Origin of the sequence: Sphingobium sp. RAC03, assembly GCF_001713415.1 — a bacterium.
Taxonomy (GTDB): domain Bacteria; phylum Pseudomonadota; class Alphaproteobacteria; order Sphingomonadales; family Sphingomonadaceae; genus Sphingobium.
On the sequence record NZ_CP016455.1, the window covers coordinates 17,149 to 37,505 of the forward strand.

At 60.6% G+C, this 20,357-nt stretch carries 23 protein-coding genes; 12 read left to right on the forward strand and 11 right to left on the reverse strand.

The window, feature by feature from the left end:
• Positions 1-2: 2 nt before the first annotated feature.
• Genes BSY17_RS04365 through BSY17_RS04380 form a run of 4 tightly spaced genes read right to left on the reverse strand, consistent with a single transcriptional unit; the run spans position 3 to position 3,539 of the window.
• Complete coding sequence (locus BSY17_RS04365) at positions 3-1,181, reverse strand: efflux RND transporter periplasmic adaptor subunit (RefSeq protein ID WP_069064549.1); 1,179 nt, start codon at positions 1,179-1,181, stop codon at positions 3-5.
• Complete coding sequence (locus tag BSY17_RS04370) at positions 1,178-2,467, reverse strand: TolC family protein (RefSeq protein ID WP_069064550.1); 1,290 nt, start codon at positions 2,465-2,467, stop codon at positions 1,178-1,180. The genes BSY17_RS04365 and BSY17_RS04370 overlap by 4 nt, the downstream gene beginning before the upstream one ends.
• Positions 2,468-2,524: 57 nt before the next feature.
• Positions 2,525-2,857, reverse strand: coding sequence for a hypothetical protein (locus BSY17_RS04375; protein WP_083217033.1), 333 nt, complete (start codon positions 2,855-2,857; stop codon positions 2,525-2,527).
• Positions 2,858-2,867: 10 nt separating this feature from the next.
• Entirely contained in the window at positions 2,868-3,539 is a 672-nt protein-coding gene (locus BSY17_RS04380) for a cation transporter (RefSeq protein WP_069064551.1), read from the reverse strand.
• 71 nt (positions 3,540-3,610) lie between these two features.
• Here BSY17_RS04380 and BSY17_RS04385 point away from each other — a divergent pair, with 71 nt between their 5' ends.
• From BSY17_RS04385 to BSY17_RS04425, 9 genes are all read left to right on the forward strand, one after another.
• Positions 3,611-4,015 carry a MerR family transcriptional regulator gene (locus BSY17_RS04385; RefSeq protein WP_069064552.1) on the forward strand — a complete coding sequence of 135 codons (405 nt, stop codon included), beginning with the start codon at positions 3,611-3,613 and terminating at the stop codon, positions 4,013-4,015.
• Positions 4,016-4,480: 465 nt separating this feature from the next.
• Entirely contained in the window at positions 4,481-4,672 is a 192-nt protein-coding gene (locus BSY17_RS04390) for a hypothetical protein (protein ID WP_069064553.1), read from the forward strand.
• Positions 4,673-4,714: 42 nt separating this feature from the next.
• On the forward strand, positions 4,715-6,538 hold the full coding sequence (locus tag BSY17_RS04395) for a ParB/RepB/Spo0J family partition protein (RefSeq protein WP_069064554.1): 1,824 nt from the start codon (positions 4,715-4,717) through the stop codon (positions 6,536-6,538).
• A 663-nt stretch (positions 6,539-7,201) separates the two neighbouring features.
• On the forward strand, positions 7,202-7,411 hold the full coding sequence (locus BSY17_RS21815; RefSeq protein ID WP_069064555.1) for a hypothetical protein: 210 nt from the start codon (positions 7,202-7,204) through the stop codon (positions 7,409-7,411).
• The gene (locus BSY17_RS21820) at positions 7,401-7,616 is read left to right on the forward strand and encodes a hypothetical protein (RefSeq protein WP_069064556.1); all 216 of its coding nucleotides are present in this window, start codon (positions 7,401-7,403) and stop codon (positions 7,614-7,616) included. Before BSY17_RS21815 ends, BSY17_RS21820 begins: the two co-directional genes overlap by 11 nt.
• A 17-nt stretch (positions 7,617-7,633) precedes the next feature.
• Positions 7,634-8,113, forward strand: coding sequence for a hypothetical protein (locus BSY17_RS21825; protein ID WP_237236275.1), 480 nt, complete (start codon positions 7,634-7,636; stop codon positions 8,111-8,113).
• 483 nt (positions 8,114-8,596) lie between these two features.
• The gene (locus BSY17_RS04415; protein WP_069064558.1) at positions 8,597-8,983 is read left to right on the forward strand and encodes a DUF3768 domain-containing protein; all 387 of its coding nucleotides are present in this window, start codon (positions 8,597-8,599) and stop codon (positions 8,981-8,983) included.
• Positions 8,984-9,109: 126 nt separating this feature from the next.
• A complete protein-coding gene (locus tag BSY17_RS04420; protein WP_069064559.1) occupies positions 9,110-9,367 on the forward strand; it encodes a hypothetical protein in 258 nt (85 codons plus the stop codon).
• Between the two features lie 2 nt (positions 9,368-9,369).
• Complete coding sequence (locus BSY17_RS04425; protein WP_069064560.1) at positions 9,370-10,650, forward strand: Fic/DOC family protein; 1,281 nt, start codon at positions 9,370-9,372, stop codon at positions 10,648-10,650.
• An 18-nt stretch (positions 10,651-10,668) separates the two neighbouring features.
• On the opposite strand, the gene BSY17_RS04430 is transcribed toward BSY17_RS04425, so the two are convergent.
• From BSY17_RS04430 to BSY17_RS04440, 4 genes are all read right to left on the reverse strand, one after another.
• Positions 10,669-11,457: a hypothetical protein gene (locus BSY17_RS04430; protein WP_069064561.1), complete on the reverse strand. Its 789-nt coding sequence runs from the start codon at positions 11,455-11,457 to the stop codon at positions 10,669-10,671.
• A 45-nt stretch (positions 11,458-11,502) separates the two neighbouring features.
• A complete protein-coding gene (locus BSY17_RS21480; protein WP_171899180.1) occupies positions 11,503-11,640 on the reverse strand; it encodes a hypothetical protein in 138 nt (45 codons plus the stop codon).
• A gap of 86 nt (positions 11,641-11,726) precedes the next feature.
• On the reverse strand, positions 11,727-12,593 hold the full coding sequence (locus BSY17_RS04435; protein ID WP_006953933.1) for a recombinase family protein: 867 nt from the start codon (positions 12,591-12,593) through the stop codon (positions 11,727-11,729).
• A 142-nt stretch (positions 12,594-12,735) separates the two neighbouring features.
• A complete protein-coding gene (locus BSY17_RS04440; RefSeq protein ID WP_048938210.1) occupies positions 12,736-15,645 on the reverse strand; it encodes a Tn3 family transposase in 2,910 nt (969 codons plus the stop codon).
• A gap of 38 nt (positions 15,646-15,683) precedes the next feature.
• Between BSY17_RS04440 and BSY17_RS21150 the strand changes: the two genes are divergently transcribed.
• Positions 15,684-16,172, forward strand: coding sequence for a hypothetical protein (locus BSY17_RS21150; protein ID WP_069064562.1), 489 nt, complete (start codon positions 15,684-15,686; stop codon positions 16,170-16,172).
• On the opposite strand, the gene BSY17_RS04450 is transcribed toward BSY17_RS21150, so the two are convergent.
• The 3 genes from BSY17_RS04450 to BSY17_RS04460 form a co-directional block, all read right to left on the reverse strand.
• Positions 16,169-16,354: a DUF3892 domain-containing protein gene (locus BSY17_RS04450; RefSeq protein ID WP_069064563.1), complete on the reverse strand. Its 186-nt coding sequence runs from the start codon at positions 16,352-16,354 to the stop codon at positions 16,169-16,171. The two genes, BSY17_RS21150 and BSY17_RS04450, sit on opposite strands and share 4 nt — an antisense overlap.
• Positions 16,355-16,396: 42 nt before the next feature.
• Entirely contained in the window at positions 16,397-17,233 is an 837-nt protein-coding gene (locus tag BSY17_RS04455; RefSeq protein ID WP_069064564.1) for an IS5 family transposase, read from the reverse strand.
• Positions 17,234-17,425: 192 nt separating this feature from the next.
• Entirely contained in the window at positions 17,426-18,163 is a 738-nt protein-coding gene (locus tag BSY17_RS04460) for a helix-turn-helix domain-containing protein (RefSeq protein WP_069064565.1), read from the reverse strand.
• A gap of 237 nt (positions 18,164-18,400) precedes the next feature.
• Between BSY17_RS04460 and BSY17_RS04465 the strand changes: the two genes are divergently transcribed.
• Entirely contained in the window at positions 18,401-18,832 is a 432-nt protein-coding gene (locus BSY17_RS04465) for a LexA family protein (protein ID WP_069064566.1), read from the forward strand.
• A 4-nt stretch (positions 18,833-18,836) separates the two neighbouring features.
• Positions 18,837-20,099 carry a Y-family DNA polymerase gene (locus BSY17_RS04470; RefSeq protein ID WP_069064567.1) on the forward strand — a complete coding sequence of 421 codons (1,263 nt, stop codon included), beginning with the start codon at positions 18,837-18,839 and terminating at the stop codon, positions 20,097-20,099.
• Positions 20,100-20,357: the final 258 nt, after the last annotated feature.

A 20,357-nucleotide genomic window follows, 5' to 3' on the forward strand; every position in this document is an offset into this window, starting at 1 on the left:
CATCAATCCTCGTGCGCCGCTTCGCCCTTGCCGAGTTCGGCCTTGAGCGTGAAGCTGCCGGTAGTGGCGATCTGTTCGCGGCCGCTGAGGCCAGAGCGGACGATGACGGTATCGCCGGCGGCATCGCCCAGCGTGACCGGGGTAGCCTGGAACCCCTTGGCGGTGCGGACAAAGACCACCGATTTGCCTTCGACGGTCTGAATGGCCGTCGTCGGCACGCGTACCGCAGAGCTTCCAGCATTGCCGCTCAGCTGCACCGCAGCAGTGACGGGCTCGCCGACACGCCACTGAGCGCCGCGATTGTCGAGCGTCGCGATAACCGGCACCTGCCGCGTTTGGGGATCAAGCGCGGGCGAGACGAAGGTTATACGCGCGCTGGTCTGCCTGCCCGGCGCCGTTACCGTTACGACGTTCCCGGGCCTGACCCTGCCGGCGTCTTCGGGCTTGAGGTTCAGCGCCAGCGATACCCGGCTAAGATTGGCGATACGGTACAGTTCCGCGTCGGCTGTGACGGTCTGGCCCAGCACGACCGGACGCGAGATGATCTGGCCGGCGATGGGGGCTGTAATACCGAGGCGGTTGAGGCCGCCCCCGCCCCCGCCGCCGCCAGCGGCCGAGACCTGACTTTGGGCCTGACGGTAGGCAATCCTTGCTTCGGTCGCAGCCGTTCGCGCCGCGATCAGGTCTTGTTCGGGCGACACGCGCTGCGCGAACAGGCGCTGTTCGCGTGCGAGGTTGGAATTGGCGAGTGCAAGCCTGGCGCGCGACGCTTCCACCTCTCCCTTGAGCTGTGCCGCTTCCCTGCTTTCGATGACCGCGATGGTTTCCCCCCTGCCGACCGACTGGCCCAGATTGCGGGTCAATGAAACGACGCGGCCTCCGATCGCGGCGGAAACGACCTGCGTCCCTTGCGGATCACCCTCGATAGTTGCGGGCAGTTCGATCGTACCGGCTCCGCCTGTCATCGGGCGCGCGATCTGGACCCCAGCGGCCGTGATCTGGTCGGGCGTGAGCGTCACGGCCCCTTCGTCGGCATGCGCTTCTTTACCGCCGCCCTCGTCGGCATTGGCAGATGCTTCATTGGTTGCAGCAGCATCGCCGCCTTCGGAGCTACCGCCGCAAGCGGAGAGCAGCAAGGCGAGGCCAAGCGGCATCGCGCCGCCCATAAGGATGGTCTTCATCGGTCGGTATCCCCCGAAATCGTGGTCGCCGTCGCGGGAGCGGTCAGCCGCTCCAGTTGCGCGCGGGCATTTTGATAATTGGCGAGTGCGTCGATCGCGGCGACGCGCGTCTCGGCAAGAGTGCGTTCGGCGTCGAGCAGATCGAGCTGGCCGAACTTGCCTTCACGGTAGCCGATCCGGGCGATCCTGGCGGCTTCCTGCGCTGCCGCCAGGGCTGGTCCGGCTGCAGCACGGGCGGTTGTGGCCGCGTTCGCGGCCTCCGCCTGCGCGTTCGTGATCGCTTGCTCGACATCGAGGGCGGTAACACGCCGTAAGGCTTCCGCCTGGCTTCGCTGTGCGCTCGCCTGCGCGATGGCCGCGCGGCCATTGTTGAACAGCGGGATCGGAATCGAGATCGAAAATACCGCAGCGGTGTCGTTGGTCGCTTCGAGCCGCCTTAGAGCCGGGCCGATGTTGAGGTCTGGGACGCGGTTCGCCCGCGCCAGCCTCACGCCGGCATCGGCGACGGCTAGATCGGCGTCGGCGGCGGCGAGTGCCAAAGTGTTTGCCGCCGGCGGCGTCTCGACGGGACCAAAGGTCGGTGCCGGGAGCTGATCGAGAAGCGCGGCATCGAGCATCCCGTCGATAGGTCGTCCAATCCGCCGTGCCAGGTTCGTGCGCGCTGCTTCGGCGAGCCGTGTCAGCCGTTCCACGTTGGCATCGGCGTTGATCCTCGTGACATCGGCGCGCTGCTGTTCGAGCGGCGAGGCCCGTCCCGCCTGAACCCGCACACCCGCGCCGCGCAGCACTTCGGCGGCAATGCGCGCTTGATCGCGCGCTGTTGCGAGCCGGCGTTCGGCCGCAACCGCATCGATATAGAGCTGGGTCACCTGCAGACGAATGTCGCTCGCGGTGATCGCTGCCTGCAGTTCGGCACGCGATAGCTGTGCGCTGGCGACAGCGACACGCGCGCCGCGCTTGCCGCCCAACTCGATCGGGATTGCAACGCCTACGGTCGTCTCCGCACTTTGCAGACCCTTGTATGGGCCAGATCCGGCGACGTTTTCGACCTGCCCCTGAAAGACGGGATTGGGTCGCAGCCCCGCGACCGTCCGTTCTGCTTGAGCCGCTTCGATTGCGGCCGATGCCGCGTCAGCGGCAGGCGCCGCGCCGCCTGCGGCCAATACGGCCTGATCGAGGGTATAGACGCCGAGCGACTGCGTCATCGCAGTCGTCGACGCTTGCTGCGCCTGCGCCGTCGAGGCACAGGACGCCGCGGCCATCATGGCCACGAACATCTTTTTCATTATCTGGTGATCCTGACAAAACACGTCTGATCGGCGGATGCCGACCGGCGGGCGATGTCAGGCGGCGGGAGGCCTTAGTGCAGGGCCAGTCCGATAAGACGCCAGGGCGCTTTGCGGCGCAGGGAACGGATGCAAGCCGCTTGCCTCGCCAAGCGAATAAAGATCGCTTGTATCGGGTATGTCCAATGTTGGACCATGGCAGGTGCTGTGGTGATGGGGCATCGCCTTGTCGGCGTCGCCCTGAGACTGATCAGCATCGCCATCTTCATGTACGACGCCGGCGCAATCCACCATGATCTGCCCGGAAACCTCGCGCGCATGGATCGTCGCCGTCAGCACAAGCGACGACGCGATCATAACCAGCAAGAGTGAGCAGAGCCTGCGCAGCATGTGTTGTGACCTAAACGATATCCCGGCCAGTGTCATCGCGTAACTTGGGAGGCGCTGGCCGCGCGTCGCGCCATGCGGGGATCGCCTCGCCCAGCACGCGCCACGCCGACCGCAGGAAGATGAGCGCGATCACCGCGCCAACGGCGATGTCGGGCCAGACCGAGCCTGTCGCGGCTACCAGTCCGGCAGCAATCAACACGCCGATGTTGGAGGCCACGTCGTTGCGCGAACATTCGAACGTGCTCGACATATTCACATTTTGGGTGCGGAACCGCCACAGCAGCGCCAGGCAAACGACGTTGGCCACAAGTGCGGCGCTCCCGAACGCGAGCATCAGCGTCGATGAGGGCGGCACGCCGTTCACGAGCTTGTCGGCAATCTCGACGACCACCGCGATGCCGAAAACAAGGATGATACCGCCCTTGGCAAGCGCGGCCCCTGCCTCCCAGCGCGGTCCCCGGCTCAAGGCGTAAAGGCTCAGTGCATAGACGACCGCATCGCCAAACATATCGACGGAGTCCGCCATCAGCGCCGATGAGCGTGCCGCCACGCCGCCGCCGAACTCGGCGATGAACATCACGAAGTTGATCACCATTACGGCGATCAGAACGCGGCGCTGATCTGCCTTTCGGCCAAGCTCGGCGATCGTATCACTCTTTTTCGAACAGCAGTCGTCCGCCATCTGATGCCTCGATTCGTGCGTCGGGCACCCTATATGAACCCTCATCCTACTAGAGGGTCAAGGGACGGCTCATGAAGATCGGTGCCATTGCCAAGCGAACCGGGCTGAAAATCGAGACTATCCGCTTCTATGAGGCCGAGGGGTTGATCGAACCGCCAACACGTAGCGGCGGGAATTACCGGCTTTATGATCGAACCCAGCTTGACCGCCTCTCCTTCATCAAACGATCACGCGATCTTGGCTTTACCCTCGATCAGGTTCGGGACCTTTTGCGTCTGGCCGATAATCCTCGGGGGTCGTGTGAGGAAGTGGACAGCATCGTGGCACTTCATATCGACGAGATCGATCGTAAGCTCGCCGATCTGACGGCTTTGCGGAGCGAGGTGGTGCGTTGGGGCGGCGACTGCGAGGCAACGACGATCGCGGAATGCAAGGTCATCGACGCTTTGTCTTCGGGCGCACCGGGGCGCTTGTAACCTGATACGCTGATGTGCGGGATCTAAGAACACAGGTACAGGGCGCGGCCCTGCCGGGCACGGCTCTATCGGCGGCAAGCGCCGACCAAGCCACCGTACCGGCGTCTTGGCCCATCTAGGGTAACGATCCTCGCGTGAGGGGGGTGTGCCATGTGGCACACCCCCAATAGCCGCGCACAGCGCGACATCATCCCTTGGCGCTACGGCCCTCCCCCGGAGGCCCGTGCGCGCGGGGAACACCAAGGGCCGCTGCCCTTTCGTTCCCGAAGCAAAATCGACACCCCCGTGTGGTCCGCCAAGCGCGGCACCCGACACCCTGACGGGCGTCGGCCGCGCTAGGGCGGCCTGCCCGCGCCAGGCCATCGATTTTCCTCCTCCCTCTCCATCCCGCTCCTCGCCGGAGAGGCAGAGCCGCATGCCGCAGAGCAAGCGGCTTTCAGCCCCGAAGGAAGGAGAACAAGGACAATGGCTTACACACGATACAAGGGTGATCCCTACTGGAAACGGGCCAAAGTGGACGGGACCGGCGCCGACGGCAGCCCCTACCGCAAAGGCGAGTGCGTGTTCTTCTATCCCCGCACTGGCGCGACCTACGCAGGCGATGCCGCAACGCGCGCTTCCGCCGAATTTGACGAACTCGCAGCCCTCGAAGGCTGACCTCCCCCCCATCATCGACACCACAGATTAGGAGCAATCATCATGGCTATCATCACCGCCAAGCTGTCGCAGCTTCGTCTTTCCCCGCTCAACCAGCGCCGCATCAAGCCATCGGCAATCGAGTCCATGGCCGACGACATTCACGCGCATGGCCTGTTGCAGAACCTTGTCGCCTATGAGGAAGACGGCCTGTTGTGGGTATTCGCAGGCGGGCGGCGATATCGCGGCCTCAAGGAACTGGTGAAGCGCAAGAAGGTCAGAAACAGCGATCTTTTCCCTGTCGAGGTACGCAGCAAGGAAGAGGCCATCGAACTGTCGCTGGCAGAGAATTTCCAGCGTGAAGACATGCACCCTGCGGACAGTATCCGCGCCTTTGCCGCCCTGCGCGATACCGGCATGGACGCCGAGGAAATCGCGGCCCGGTTCGGTCAGGCGGTCAGTTTCGTCTACAAGATGCTGCGCCTTTCCGCGCTTGCCCCGGTGCTGATCGACCTGATCGCCAAGGACCAGTTGAGCCTTGAAGCCGCCCGCGCGCTCACCCTCACCGACGATCACGACTTCCAAGTGAAGGTATGCAAGGCGGCGAACGGGCAAGCTCATACCATCCGCCGGATGCTCACTACCGAGAAGGTCGATACGACCAGCGGCATGTTCCTGTTCGTCGGGCGCGAAGCCTATGAGGCGAAGGGCGGCACGATCACCGTGGACCTGTTCAGCCAAGGAAATGAGGGCTTCGCCGACAGCCCCGAACTGGTGCAGGAATTGGCGGAGGACAAGCTGGAGGCCATCGCGGCCGACTATCGCAGCATCGGGTGGCACGAAGTGCGCGCGGAAATCGAGCGGCCCTATGACCTCTATATGAAGGGCAGCATGTATCCCGCCACACGCGAGCCGACCGAGGCCGAAGCGGAGCGAATGGCCGTCCTTGCCGCCGAGATCGAGGCAATTGCCGACGATGAAGGCGAGGATAGCGACCGTATCGAACCGCTGGTGAACGAGCAGGACGCGATCATGGAAGGCCAGCGCGTCTTCACGCCCGAACAGATCGCCGTTGGTGGTGTGGCGCTGTGGATTTCGCGGGACGGAACGCTGGGCAAGAGCGTCTACCGGGCCAAGGCCGAACCCAAGCCGAAGGCGGGCCAGAGTGGACCGGCACCGCTCTACAGCAACGCGCTGTTTGCCGAACTGTCGCGGATCAAGACCCGGATTGTGCAGGAAGCAGTTGCCGCAGACCCGGCGCTGGCGCTGGACATCATGCTGGACAGCCTTGCAGGTCAGTTGCTCCACGGCGCGCACAGCTATCAGATGGCCATCGAAGTGCAGGCCAAGCCCATCGCCACCGATGTAGCCGATGAACTGATAGCGTCGAGCGATGTGCAGGCCGTCGAAGAAGTCATGGCAACCCGCTTCGCTTCCATCCCCGAAGATGGCCGGTTCGAGGCGATCCGGGCTATGACGGGCGAGGACAAGATGGCCTTGCTGGCGGGCCTTGTCGCGATGACCGTGGATGGCACCGTGTTTTCGGGTGGTCGCCCCGGTACGCGCCATCACCACTTCGAGCAGATCGCCCGCGCCAGCGGGGTGGACGTCGCAGCGCGCTGGAAGGCCCCCATCGCCCTGTTTGACAAGATGCGCCGTGTCGCGCTGATCGACGTGCTGCGCGAGGAAGTCGGCGCGCCGAGCGCGGAGAACTGCGCCACCATCAAGAAGAAGGCAGACCTTGCCGTCAACGTGTCGGAGCGCCTGCCTGCTGGATGGCTTCCCGCCCCCATGAAGATCGGTGCGTTCGATCAGGCTGATGATGGCATGGAGCAGGACGGCGACATGATGGACGAAGAGAATAGGACCGAGAACGAAGACGCCTGACCGGGTGGGGGCTGGTGCGATCCGGCCCCCTATCCCTGTCCTGCAATCTGGCGTGTGGCGGCCCGTCGCCCCGGCGCGCCCGCCATGCCACGGCATGACGGGCGCGCTCGCTTGTTCCTGGCGGAACCGCGCGGCGCCGCACGACCAAGGTCGCGCGGCGCCGGGGGGACTGCGTCAATCGGGGAAGCTGCACAAAGGCAAAAGGCGGAAGGATCGTTCCTTCCGCCTCTTACTGGTTACGCTGGCGCGGTTGCGCCAATGGGCTGGGGCCGGCCAAACCAGCAGACCAACTAACGATCAGTGCCCAGACGGTTTCGAGTGAAACGGCGTAGAGCTTTTTCATGTTAGTTACTGGGTTCAGGTTGGTATTCTTCAGCGTGTGCGCCTTGCGAGCGCGGGACTTTGAATGTGTAATCATAGGCTTTCCCTCCAAGATTTTGACGCTTGCGAAACGAAGCGCCAGTGCAAGACAGAGAGCACCGATAATTAGCCAGCCTGCGGGATTTGAACCCCCCAGCACCCCGAAGCCGTAAAGCCTGGAATTGCCTATATGGGCTGGGACGATGGCATCTTCAAGGACCGATGATCTCGGTGCGCAAATGGACAAGGAACCGCACGTGATCGCGCCTGCCCCACGACATATTCCCAGCGAACGGTTGCCTGATGGCGGATGCTGAACAGCCAGAATGGCGAGGCCCCGAACGCCATTACACCGACCCCTATCGCGGACGCCTGCCCGAGCTTGAGCGATGCATGATCCGGCACCGTGCGCTGGAGATGATCCTGGTCCTATACCATGGCGAGGAGCTGAAGCGCAGCGTTGTCGCGGCCGTCGAAGCGCGGCTCGATTGGAAGCCGCCGCATGGACAATGACCCGGATGCCGTGCCGCCCGTGAAAAATAAAGTGAAGCATGCGTTCAACTACCTCGTGAAGGAGAGCGTGCTGACACAGGAGGAGCGGGCCGAAATGGTCACGCTCATCGAGCGGCGCAACGGCATCGCACACCATCTGGACCAGGTTACGGCCGACCTCAGCACAGATGCCTGGGTCCGTGATTATCTGGCCTTCATGGCCTGATCGGCAGCGATACGACGATGAGGCATTTCGTCCGGCTCAAGGCAATGCGCAGGCTTCTGGAGCAGCGGATCATCGAGAAACATTTTATTGGCGTGATAAACATGCGGGGGCTTCTGTTTGAGGCGACCGAGCGCGCGTTGGGCGACGATTTGAAGCGCCTCGAACGCCGCATTCGCAAATTGGTCCGCAAGCGGATCGATGTGATCGGGGCCGTGAACGCCGAGCTATCGCTCAAAGGCACCGAACTCGTCGGGGTATTTGACCCGCGCTGTGCGGACAATCGCCATCATAGCGGTTGCCTGACGCCGCGCGGTGTCGAAATCTGTTACCGACTGTTCGATATGGGCAAGTCGGCCATGGCGGTTTGCGCATATCATGGAGTTTTCGTTGGTCGCAGCACGTGCCCGCGAGAAACAATGGCGGGCGCTGGGTGGCAACAATCGCGTCGCCAAGAACCTCCAGGACATCCCATTGGTGAGGAGGCGCCTGCGTTATGAGGATATGCGTTGAGCCGTCTTTGGGGAACTGACGCGACCTTTCAATAATCGCAACAGTGTTCAAGTCGGGCGCGGCCCTGCCGGGTACGGCTCTATCGCCGCGTTTGCGCCGACCAAGCCACCGTGCCGGCGTCTCGTCCCATTTCGGGCAACGATCCTCGCGCGAGGGGTGCGCCACGTGGCACACCCCGTCGGACGCGCCTAGTGCGCGGCGTTCTCCAGAGACGGCGGCAGCCCTGCCCCGCAGGCCCACGAAACGCGGGGAACACCAGGGCGCTGCCCTTTCGTTCCCGAACGACAATCGGACCGCCCGTGTAATCCGCCAAGCGCGGCGCCCGACGCCTGCAGGTGTCGGCCGCGCTAGGCGGCTCGCCCGCGCCAGCGGCAGATTCTCGCCCTCCCTCCCCATCCCGTTCCTCGCCGGAACGGCAGGGTTGCCCGGCCCGTGGCCTTGCAGCCCATGCCAGATGAAAGGAACGACTGATGCAGACCCCCGAACAAACCGATGCCATCCGCCGCCTGAACGATGCGGCGCGTGCTATCCCCGGCGTCACGGCCATCACCAATGCAACGATCGGGTTTCAGGCCCTCGCCGATGCGGACCGCTTCGCCGCATTGACGTTGATCGCGCGGTTCTCGAAATTCGACGACAACAATGACCCTTATGGTGAGCATGATTTCGGGGCGATCTTTCGCTTCGGATCGGGCGATTGGACACAGGACCGGCCCGATGATGACAAGGCGATAGCGGTGACGGTTTTCTGGAAGATCGACTATTACGAGCCAAGCTTGGCGTTCGGCAGCGAGGTTCCTTGGGACGAGCGCCGCACCAAGCGCGTGCTGACGATCATGTTATCCAATGAATACTGAAACTTATCTGACCAGAGCGGCAACCGGGAGGCGCGTATATTCTTCCGGATGCGCAACCGTTCAACCAAGTGATTTGTTGAGGAATCACGACAAGAAGGTTAGAGTTAACGGGGAAGGATGAACGGGATGGCGCAGATCGATCTTGAGGTATTTCGCGAGCGTGTTCGAGGTATGGACTTCGAGCGCGGCACGCCCGAGCAGATCGCCTTTTGGCGCGAAGATGTTGCCGATGCGCGCGCCAATCTAGTGATCGAGGACATGACGCCCAGCGATGACGACGATGCCCTGTTCGCCATAATGCTCGACGAGGGCGTTCCGCCGTCGCTGATGGCATCGATCATTCTCGGCCTTTACAAGCCGGGAATGCACCCCGCCGCAGGCTGACGTTGGGCGACGACCCTTATACCTATCCCGGCACCGATATCCTGCGAAACCGGCTTGGGATCACCGATGATGCCACGCTCAACGAAGCCGAGCGGCGGCTCACGCTGGCGCGGGGCGCACAGGCCGCGCGCCTGACTTTCCCCGGTACGGCTGATGGCTATCGCAGCTCACACAAGCATCTGTTCCAAGACCTTTATGGCTGGGCAGGCGAAGATCGCAGCGTCATCATCGCCAAGGGCGGGTCGAGTTTCGCGGCGCCCCCCTATATCGCTCGCGAACTCGACAAGCTGTTCTGCGATATGGCGGCGAAAAATGGTTTTCGCGGCCTTGCCCGTGACGAGTTTTTCGACCGGCTCGGCAACCACGTCAACGAACTCAACGCCATCCACCCCTTCCGCGAAGGCAATGGTCGCACGATGCGTCACCATGCCGTTCAGGTCGCGCGCGAAGCGGGGCACCCCATTCGCATTGCCTCGATCGACAAGACGCTCTGGATGGATGCGTCGCGCCATGGCTTCCTGACAGGCGATCATCGCGCCATGGCATCTGTGCTCGCTGCTGCTGCGGTTCAGCGCGATACCGTGCCCGAAGCCCGGATTGGCGCGCATGGGATCGCCTTGTTGCCTCAACGTGCCCCTCCGACGGGCCAGCGTTACCGCATCACCTTGAACAAGGTGCGCGACGAACTCGAGCGGTATCTTCCGAGCGCCCGCCAGCACGCCGGCGAGCGCCTGCGGACCCTGATCGGGCAAGATGCGCCATCTGAGAAGATCGCCGCCGCGCGCACTGAACTGGCCTATGTCCGGCACGCAAAGGGGCCGGTCTACCAATCCCATCTCCTGACCTATTTGGGGGTGCGACAGGTAGATGCTGTCATTTCCTCCGAGCAAACACCGCTGGAGCGTGTGCGGGAGATCGGTGCGGCCTTGGGCGTGCAGATCAATGCCCAGCAGCCGGTTCAGCTCCAGCGCGCGGTTCGCGCGCTGGAGCGCCCGATCCTGCCCCCAGGCCATGCCCCGGGGCAGGAACGCCTCGCTGCCACGTTCCTGAAGAACTCGCCCGAGAGCAATTTGGCCGACAGTCGATTGGCAGCGGCACAGGGCATCGTCGATGCCGCCATGCAGACGGCCCGCGAGCGTGGTGAGAGCGTCCGGATGGTAACTTCCATCGGGGAGTCCACACGGCAGATCGTTGCCGATCGCATCAGAAGCGGTAGCACACTGGATGCGGATATTGGCAATGCACGCTCGCCGTCGGCGCCGACCAAGGATCGAAGCCGGTAGGATATTGCTATTGGCGCATTACCTACGCTTCTTCGTCTGCCGCTTCTCGCCACCGGCCCTTTCGCGCATCAAACCGATTCTCGGATCGGTGTGCGGATCGGCTTCGCGACGACCTATCCCTGCGAGATATTCTGGAATCTCGTCGGCATCAAAGAAAGTCTCGGGCGCAAAGGGTGTTGTGCGCAAAATGTCTAGAAAATCGGGACGTCGCTCGAACAAGCTGTTCAATTCTTCGTTCAGGCGCTGTGACATCGCGGCCTGTTGCTGATTGGAAATACTGTAGGCAGCGGAAAGAAGGCGCTCAAAATCTGACGCATCCGCCTGCCTGATATATGCGCTGGCATGTGGGTAGCTAAGCGCCATCATGCCCTCTTCAATATCGACCGCAAGCACAGCGCGATGTTCTTCCCAACCTGAACTATCCTCGAAGTGCATGAGATAGCGGTCCCGCAAGTCGGTCACACGATCATGCAATGCGCGCAATTCAGGATCGAGATGATTGGTGATCTGAAGTTTGTGCCGTCCCTTTGACCCGCTGTGTGTCGCGCGGCAATATAGCACCAAAGCCTGTGTAAACAGCGCTTGGATCGTGGCAGCGCCTTCGCGATCGATGGCTACTTCAGACGAAGCGGTTTGGGCCATGAGGGACAATGCTTTGCACGCCGACATCATTTCTGTGGCACGCTTGAGATCGCTTCGCACCGATATTGCTGAGACTGCCGAGTGAACCCGCTTCGCCACCTCGGACAAGTCGGGGTCGTCGGCATGGCATTGTATCATAGCGTGTAAATCGAACAATTCGAGCATCAGCGGTGGCCCTTGGTCGTGCAAAATTCTGTCATTGCCGATGGGTTAGTCGTTGATCGCCCGCTCACGGATTGCGATCGCGATCTGCGCCAAAAGATCAATCACGCGCTCGTCGGTTTCGCCTTCGGAAAAGGCTTCGACGATGCGCGCCGCCTGTTCGAAATCATCTGGTTCTTCGCTCATGCATCGAAGGTGCCTGATTGGCCCAGTCGGCCCGAAGCTGCGATTTTGGCCAGGTTGAAGAACGAACACTGAACGCTTGATTGATTCTACCAGGACCGTTGCTGACCACCGACCTCGTAGATATCGGCTTCCATGGAGCAATTGTAGCTCTCTGCGATGTTGAACATCTCGGAGAGGAGGCTTTGGATTTCCTCATCAAGGGAAATGCCATCCGGATCGGGGTCATAGGCGACGGTCAGTTTGTAATCACAATTGCCGTTTTTTACCATGGCGTAGTCGCGTTCCAGCATCGCCTCAATCCGCTCCCGAGCGGGTTTTCTACCTCTTCCACGCTTGTTGAAGTTCTCGATAATCAGATGCAGGGCGATGCTGGCAGTGGGCGGCTTTTCCGGCAGTTTGGTCTGTGACGGAATAATGTCGAGCGCCCGATAGACGGTCATTCGTGAGACCTTCAGGTCGCGGGCAACGCGGGCCTTGCTGGCGCCGGCGGCAAGGCGACGGCGGATTTCATCGTCATCGACGTTCTTCTTCCGGCCTTTGTAAACGCCTTCGGCGCGCGCCGCTTCGATCCCGGCGCGCTGACGATCCTTGATGAACTTCAGCTCCATATCGGCGACCATGCCGAGTATGGTGATGACCATTCGCCCCATGTCGCCCGCCGTCGTCACCTCTGGCTCAAGGATGCGCAGCGAAGCTCCCTTTTCATCAAGCTCATGCACCAGGTTCAGGACATCGCGCGTGGAGCGGCCGAGCCGGTCGAGCCGCAGCACGACCAGCTCGTCGCCGGTGTGCATAAACTGCATGATCGTTTCCAGTTCCGTGCGCCCGCTCCGCGAGGCCCCCGATCCGGTCTCGGAACGGATAATTTCGCAACCTGCATTCTTGAGGCGGCCAATCTGGATATCCAGATCCTGGTCCGTGGTGCTGACGCGGGCATATCCGATACGAGCCAAGTGCAAAATCCGTCACATTAGGGTGGCTCTTGCAGTGTATCGTCACATTGAGCGCAAACCCACCCTTTTGTGACAGACGAATGGTGTCACTCGGCCCTATCACTCTGGGGTGTACCCAAATGTTATAGGCCGATCAGCCGCCTCACGCTGCAAGCCGTCCAAAATCAATCCGGTCGTTCAGGTCGAGGTCGAAGCGGCCATAAGGGTTCACATGACTGTAGATCAACGGCGTGAGACCACGATAATCTTCCGGCGTCATCCGCCCCGCCCACTTCGGCTCAACCAGTACGGTCTGAAGCATGCGGGTGTTCACATACACCAGCGACGCTTGCAGGAGGTGTAGCGCCAGAACGGAGATTTCCTGCTCATGGATGCGGTTGGTGGCGATCTCGCCGCCCTTGCCGAAGAACACGAAACCATTAGCGCCGTTCCAGTTCTCAACCACATTCAGCCCTTCGTGGATCTCGCGGCGGAATGCCTCCTGACGCAAATACCGGCATAGGAAGATTGTTTTGACCGCGCGGCCGAGTTCACTCAGCGCCTTGTAGGTCGGGTGCATCACTTCGGCTCTGGCAAACCGGAGCAGGATCGCTTCCGGATCGGCGGTGCGCGATTGCATGGCAGCGGCATATTTGACCATTTCGTCATATTGTTGCTCGATCTCGTCCCAGTCGATCGGGCTGGAGAGGATCGGCAGTAAATTGGAAAGCCGCGTGCGCATGCCGGCTTGGGGAAGGGCCAGTTTCTGGCGTGCCACTGCTTTCAGCCGCGGGGCAAGCTCAAATCCAAGGAGTCGGCAGAACGCAAAGCCGACTGCGCTCTGGCCGTGGCTATCGACGTACTGGCGCTGGATTTCCATGTCGGTGCAATGGCGTAGCACGCCTTCGATCATGGAGGCGACCTCCGAGGAAGAGCACCGCTTGAGCTGGGAATAAACGCAGGTCGCGCGCTTCTCCACATGCCAGTAGATCATGACGCCACGGCCGCCATAGCGGGCGTGCCATTCCGTCATCAGGTTGCGGTCCCACGCGCCGAACTTCGTTGAATCGGACGCGCATGCCGTGCCCGCATCTCCCCATACTGCGGCATTGCGGATTGCCAGTGTCGCGTTTGCTACCCGCGCGCACGCCTCCCTCAGCGCTGGCGCGTGGATGAAACGGCGATGGACATGCAGCAATTCCTCGTAACTGACATCGGGTGTTGCGCCAGCGACCCGCTTGAGCCCGGCGTTCGTGCCCAAGCCATAGAGACACAGCAAAAGACGCTGAGCCAAGGCTGCTTTCGACAGGGTAACCCGCGAGGCCGACGTTTCGAAAGCATCCATCAATCCCGTGTCCAGAGCAGCCTCTTTCAACACGTCCAGCAGTCCGGTCATCGGCCAGCGCTGACCGATCTCGCTTTTGATCGAAGCGAGACCCTTCGGTTCGGGCAAGGGCTTGAACGGTGTAATCGATATCCGGTTGTCGCCGCGCCACAGGAGCCGGACCTTGTCGTTTTGTGGAATATTGGCATTGAGGAGCAACAGTTCCCGTTCAAGCTCCTCCCGGATCGAGGCGCAAAACGCCTGCGCATCTGGCGTCAGGCTGAGGCCGGAATAGTACGCATCTCGCCTGATCTCGAAGTCCTTGGGAAGATCGTCATCGGGATTGCGATAGCGATCCGCCCCGACCACCCAGATTTCTTTGGAGCGGATGCGGTCGCGCAGTTGCGTCAGGACGCAAAGCTCATAGCTGATCCGGTTTACCCGCCCATCGTCATCAATGACGGAACTGCGCCATCGCGCTGGAATCACCTCATCGATCGGAACATCCTGCAATGGCACGAAGCGGCATCCGCCATCCACCTTGCTCCTGATCCAGTCGAGGGCCGCCAGGACCGGCCGCCACACCGCGTTGTTCGACCGGAACTCAAGTACGGAAAGCAGGCTTGGCAGCATGCGCCGGTAATGATTGGCCCAGGAACCACGCATCACCTTGTAGATGCGCCGGTCCAGAGCGCCCTTCGCATGGCTCTCCTTGACGATCGCCGCCAGCTTGGCCTTACCGGCGATCGGGAAAATGACATCGCAGATGCGCCCCGATGGTTCATTGATCGAGGCGCTGGCGATCTCGACCAGCAGGCGCTCCTTTCCATAGACCCGCTCGATGTCTTTCGCGATATCGCCCACCACCTTGCGTTTCGAGCGCGTTCCGATCTTGTGAACGGTTTCGATCAGCAGGTCGATCATCGCGTCAGTGAGTTGCGCCTCCCGCGACATTAGATAAATCGCATAAAGGCCGAGCTGTCGCGCCGGCGCATGCCGGCGCATCTCCGAGGCCTTTTCACCGGCAACGCGGCGAACAATCTGATCGACCCATGGCTTGCCCGTAGCCGTCAGGAGATCATGGGGAAGATCAAGTCTCTGGATAAAGGCGAGTTTCTCGGTCACGTCGAGAATGTTGTCGAGCGTTGCCTGTCCGGCGTCACCCTTCATCCTGTTGAATCCGGTCGAGCTGTCCGGATCGGCAAGCGAGGCTTCCAATAACGCCACCGCATCTGACGAAAGCCGATCACTGGTTCCGATCAGCCAGGTGTCCAGATAATCTTGCCGTTGTGAGCGAACGACACGTTCAAGCTCCTTGCGCGACGGCCCATAAATACGCCGGTCCCGGCACCACAGGAAAACATGCTCAAGCATGGCATTGATCGACTGGCCGCCCGGGCACAGCTCGCCAGCAATCCATTCCGTCAATTGCGCGCGATCCACCCGCTTCATGCGGTGATATCCAAGATGGATCAGGATCTCCGCACAATGCCGTCGTGCTGTCCGACTGGAAAAGTCATAACCGGCTATCTCGCCAGCCTCGACACCGAGTTGCTCGGCCAGATACGAGAGGCCATCGGTAGGGATTGAGCCGGGATCGATCGCGAAAAACCCCAGGGAAGCGAAGAATTTCAGCTGCGCGGCGAGGCCAAGGCGCGTCAGGGCCGGCTTCGAATTTACAAAATCAATATCGGCAAAGCTCAGGCTCCATCGTCCGATCAAATCCCCGCCCGGAATACTCCGATCCATCAACCCACTCCCTATGATGGAGCGAACTGTCCTCTTCTATGATTTCCATCGTCAATACCGAATGCCACGTTCCCAAAACGTTCTCCGACTTGGCCAAAATCGCAGCTTGGGGCCGACTGGGCCAGATTGCTGCGGCGGTTGCAAGTGTCGTTACAGCGATGGCCCATCCTGGCATCGCCATCGGCGCCATATTATTCGTCATCGTCTATATCGTAGCCATTGTTCTCACCAGTGAGGGCAGCACGATCGACGCTGAAGCGAAGGCCAAGGATAGAGCCGAAAAGTCGCGTCGGCGCTTCCACCTTGTGACGGTGGGTCGTTCATTGGCAAATGGTTTTTCAAAGTCCAGCGATGGCCGCACCCTTCTCGAATTTATGCAAGGTGATGGCGGATACACCAGATTGCGCCCGCATTTTTCGGAAGGGTTTGTTGCAGCTTTGCAGGAGCAGCCGGCCGGCCGCGCCGAGATGACGACCATGCTCCTCGATGAAATGGATAGGCTCGAACGAAAATGGAGGCTGGTCTAGCTGTCGCCGGCCATGTCATCGAGGTTATCACTGGTGCTGCTGTTAGGGTTCGTGCGCAAATGTGGCTTTGCGCCAGCCCGGTTAACAGAATGGGCATTCTCGATCTGCCCGTTGTCAGCCATGCGCATCGCCGTTTCGAGTGGCGTGAATCCTTTGTTCCCCTGCAGCTTGACGGCTGTAATGTTTCCTTTGGAATCCGCTTTAGAGCCCGATTCAGAAGTTCGTCAAATTTGACAGTACCTTGCGGTTCTGCGCGTGAGCATGCGGATTGAAGCGATAAGAGCCCAGGCCGTCGATGAGGCGATGGACCTTTCCCAATCTTTGGCGAGCCGTCGGCAACGCCCGAGCCATGCGAAGGTTCGCTCGACAACCCATCGGCGGGGTAGCACCTCGAAACCCTTGGCTTTGTCGGAACGCTTGATGATTTCGATCGTCCACTTTCCCATGCCGACGAGTGCCGACCGTAACTTTTCACCCGCATAGCCGCCATCCGCGAACACATGGCGCAGCCAGGGGAAACGGGTCCGGATTGCGGCCAGCACATCGACAGCTCCATCGCGATCCTGAATGTCGGCAGCGTGGACGAGGATGAAGATCAGAAAACCGCAGGTGTCTGTCAAAATGTGCCGTTTGCGGCCTTTGACCTTCTTGCCAGCGTCAAAGCCCGAAATTCCGCCACTTTCCGTGGTCTTCACCGACTGGCTATCGATCACTCCAGCGCTGGGCGAGGCTTCCCGTCCTTCGATTTCCCGCAAGTTCATAACCAACACGGTGTTGATGGCTTCGAACAGACTGGCATTGCGCCAAGCGTAGAAGTAGCGCCGCACAGTCGACACCGGAGGAAAGCATTTTGGTAGAAGTCGCCACGCGCAACCGCTCGCAGCTACATACAACATCGCGTTGAGGACTTCGCGCATGTCTGCCGTTCGAGGTCGGCCTCCACGCCTTGCCGGAGGCACGAACGGCGCTGCCAACGCCCACTCAACATCGGTCATATCCGATGGATATCGCAGTCCCTCCCGGCTATGCTCGCGCCGGGCAATACCAGTCCATGTCACCATTCACTCCATCTCTTCGCAAAGAGGCGTGAATCACAACATGCTGGTATTGCTCAACAACTTTCGGATCGGGCTCTTAGCATCGACAATTTTTTTGGGCATGTAGTTTTCCTTTCTAGGTAATCATCGAATTTATTACAGGTTCTACGGAATTACGCTCGCATGATTCTTAGTTAAGGCCGCGAAGCCTTTTTTTCAGAATGGAATATCTTCGTCGGTGTTATCGGAGACTTCCCAAGATGCATCTTCGATCTGAACAGGCCAGTTAGCGGCTCGCTGCACTGTCACACGATCTGCGATTTGCGCGATAAGAAGGCGTGTAGCGCGTACACTTTCCGCAGGTTGACCTGAGCGAGTGTAAAGGCCTTCTTCGCCCCAACGCGGCATCACGACGCGTTCCCAGGTAGAGCCGCAAAACAGCGCCAGCCCCTGGTGTTCAAGATCGGCGAGCATCGCCGTCATCTTCGCGATTGCTTCCAATCGATCGACTAATGACTGGAAAAAGAGTGGGCCATACTGCCCCTCCTCATTCCAGGGCTCGGGCAGCATTCCTTCGATAAGACGGATTGCAGTGCGAAGCGTTTCCATGATGGATTCCGTCGGATCTGCAGCGCATTCCAACTTCCCCAACGCCGTGGTTTCGAGAAGTTCAATCACCTCTCGTCCTGTAGCGGCTCGGCGCAACACAAGGCCGGGTCCGAAAAACGATTGGACCGTTGCAGCAGCGGTGTCAGGATCATTCGGTGCAATCAACCCATGCAGCGGGATACCAAGCACTGCCGCCAAATCAGCTACGGTTTCTTGCCGAAGAGGTGCTCCAGATTCTGCCCGTTGCACGGTTCGCACATCCACCTTCGCTCGAACAGCCAGCATCTCTTGGGTCATTGCGTGCCGGTCACGTGCTGCTCGCAATTTCACTGTGTCGCACTTCATCTCAGCCTCCAATTAGCCTGATCTATGTACGGGCCTTCACTCAATGTCGGCCACGACACCAGCACGCCAATGACCCGACATCAACCCGACAATTAAGATTCCACCCGACAGTTTCCCGACAGCAGGCCGACAGCATCATTGGGCTAAAACCAAATGGGATAATGCGCCGAACCGAACATCAAGAATGTTCGCTTTATGTTCTGTTCGCGCTATGGGGATCGTCGAAGGGAATCATACATGCTGCCGACGATGCAGCCGGTCCCGCTTGCCGATGTGCCGAAGGGAACCGTTCTTCGCATCATTGGCGCGGCAGGAGCCGGCTTTCCAAGCCCCGCCCAGGATTGGGAGGATGATGCAATCAGCCTGATCGAGCTGCTACGGCTCGATCGGGCAGCAAGTTTCGTATTCCGCATCAGCGGCAGCAGCATGGTTGATGCCGGCATTCACGACAATGATGTCGTGGTGGTCGATCGCGATACCCGCCCCGTCGAGGGGCATATCGTGATCGCGATCGTCGATGGCGGCTTTGTCTGTCGCCAGCTCATCCAGCGACGCGGAGCCATGCTTCTTGAAGCGCGCAACAGCCTGCAATGCTATGAGCCGACGCCAGCGGAAGGCGTAGAGATATGGGGCGTCGTGCGCACCGGCGTCCGTGATTACCGGCGATAGGCGCATGTCCTGGGCCATCGTCGACATCTCCAATTTCTATGTGAGCGCAGAGCGGGTCTTCGATCCGTCCCTACGCGGAACGCCTGTCATCGTCCTCTCCAACAATGATGGCTGCGCCATTGCCCGAAGCGAGGAAGCCAAGGCGCTGCACGTCCGCATGGGCGATCCGGTGTTCAAGATGCGCGACCATATCAAGCGTCATGGCATCCAACTCCGCTCCAGCAATTACGAGCTGTATGCGGACATGAACCGCCGCTTCAACGCGGTGATCGCCGGACACGCCGATATGGTCGAGATCTACTCGATCGATGAAAGCTTCTTCAGGCTTCCTGTGCTGCCAAACGGGCTGGGCGATGTGAAGACGGCGCACTTGGTCCGCGAGGATATTTTGCGATCGGTGGGCCTCCCCACCAGGATCGGTCTTGGGCCGACACGCACGCTTTCAAAAGTGGCCAATGCTCTTGCGAAGGCCACTGAGAAGGTATGGGGCGGGGTGGTCGATCTCCACGATGTCGAACTACGCCGACGCCTGTTCGAACATTGGCCCGTAGCAGAGGTGTGGGGGATCGGCAGGGCGCTGGAAGCGCGACTTCGCCCGTTGGGAATAAAGACAACGGCCGATCTGGCGGCCCTGCCGCCTGCTGTTGCCCGCGATGTCGGGACGGTGGTGCTCGAACGTCTCGTGCGCGAGCTGGGCGGTGTGGAATGCGATGATTTCAAAATCACGCCGGAGCCGTTGAAGGCGACCGCCGTGACCCGCCAGTTCGGCGAACCTGTCACTGATCCGGTTGAGTTACGCGAGGCGATGGCGCGACGCGCCGCGCGCGCAGCCGAGAAAATCCGCACACAGGGATTGGCAGCGGGACGACTGATCGCATTCGCCCATGGTTCACGCTATCGGCCCAATCCACCATCGGCGTCGCGCACCACAAGGCTGTCACCGCCGACCAATGATCCTCGTGTGATCGTCGGGATTGCGGGAAAGATGATGGATGACATGTTCCAGCCTGGCGGTGTTTATACGAAGTGCGGCGTACTGCTGGAGGATCTGACGAAGGAAGGGGAGGGGCAGACGGATTTGTTTGCCGTGCCCGACCCCAAAGCTCCCGGCCTTCTAGCAGCACTTGACGGCATCAATGCACGTTTTGGCCGAAACACTATCGTTCTCGCCGCGCAAGGGTCTGGCTCACGCTCTTTCGATACGAAGCGGTCGCAGAAAAGCCCGGCTTGGACGACCAGGATCAGCGAAATCCCGGTCGCGCGCTAGGACAAGCCTTCGCCGGCGCGATTGAGCCAGTCAGAAGCTGACTGGCTCGCTCGTTTAATGTGTGATCGCTAAGATCAGATAGCAAATCGCAATGATCGCATACAATATCGCTGTCATATCGTCCTCCCTATGTTGTTGTTGTCTTTTATTTATCATCGCGAATTAGGGATTAAGTGCGGTGTTAATGACGGGCCGCCGGGACGTGCCAGCGCCCGACAGCGCAATCAGGATTGCCGACCTTCTGACAATCAGGCCCAG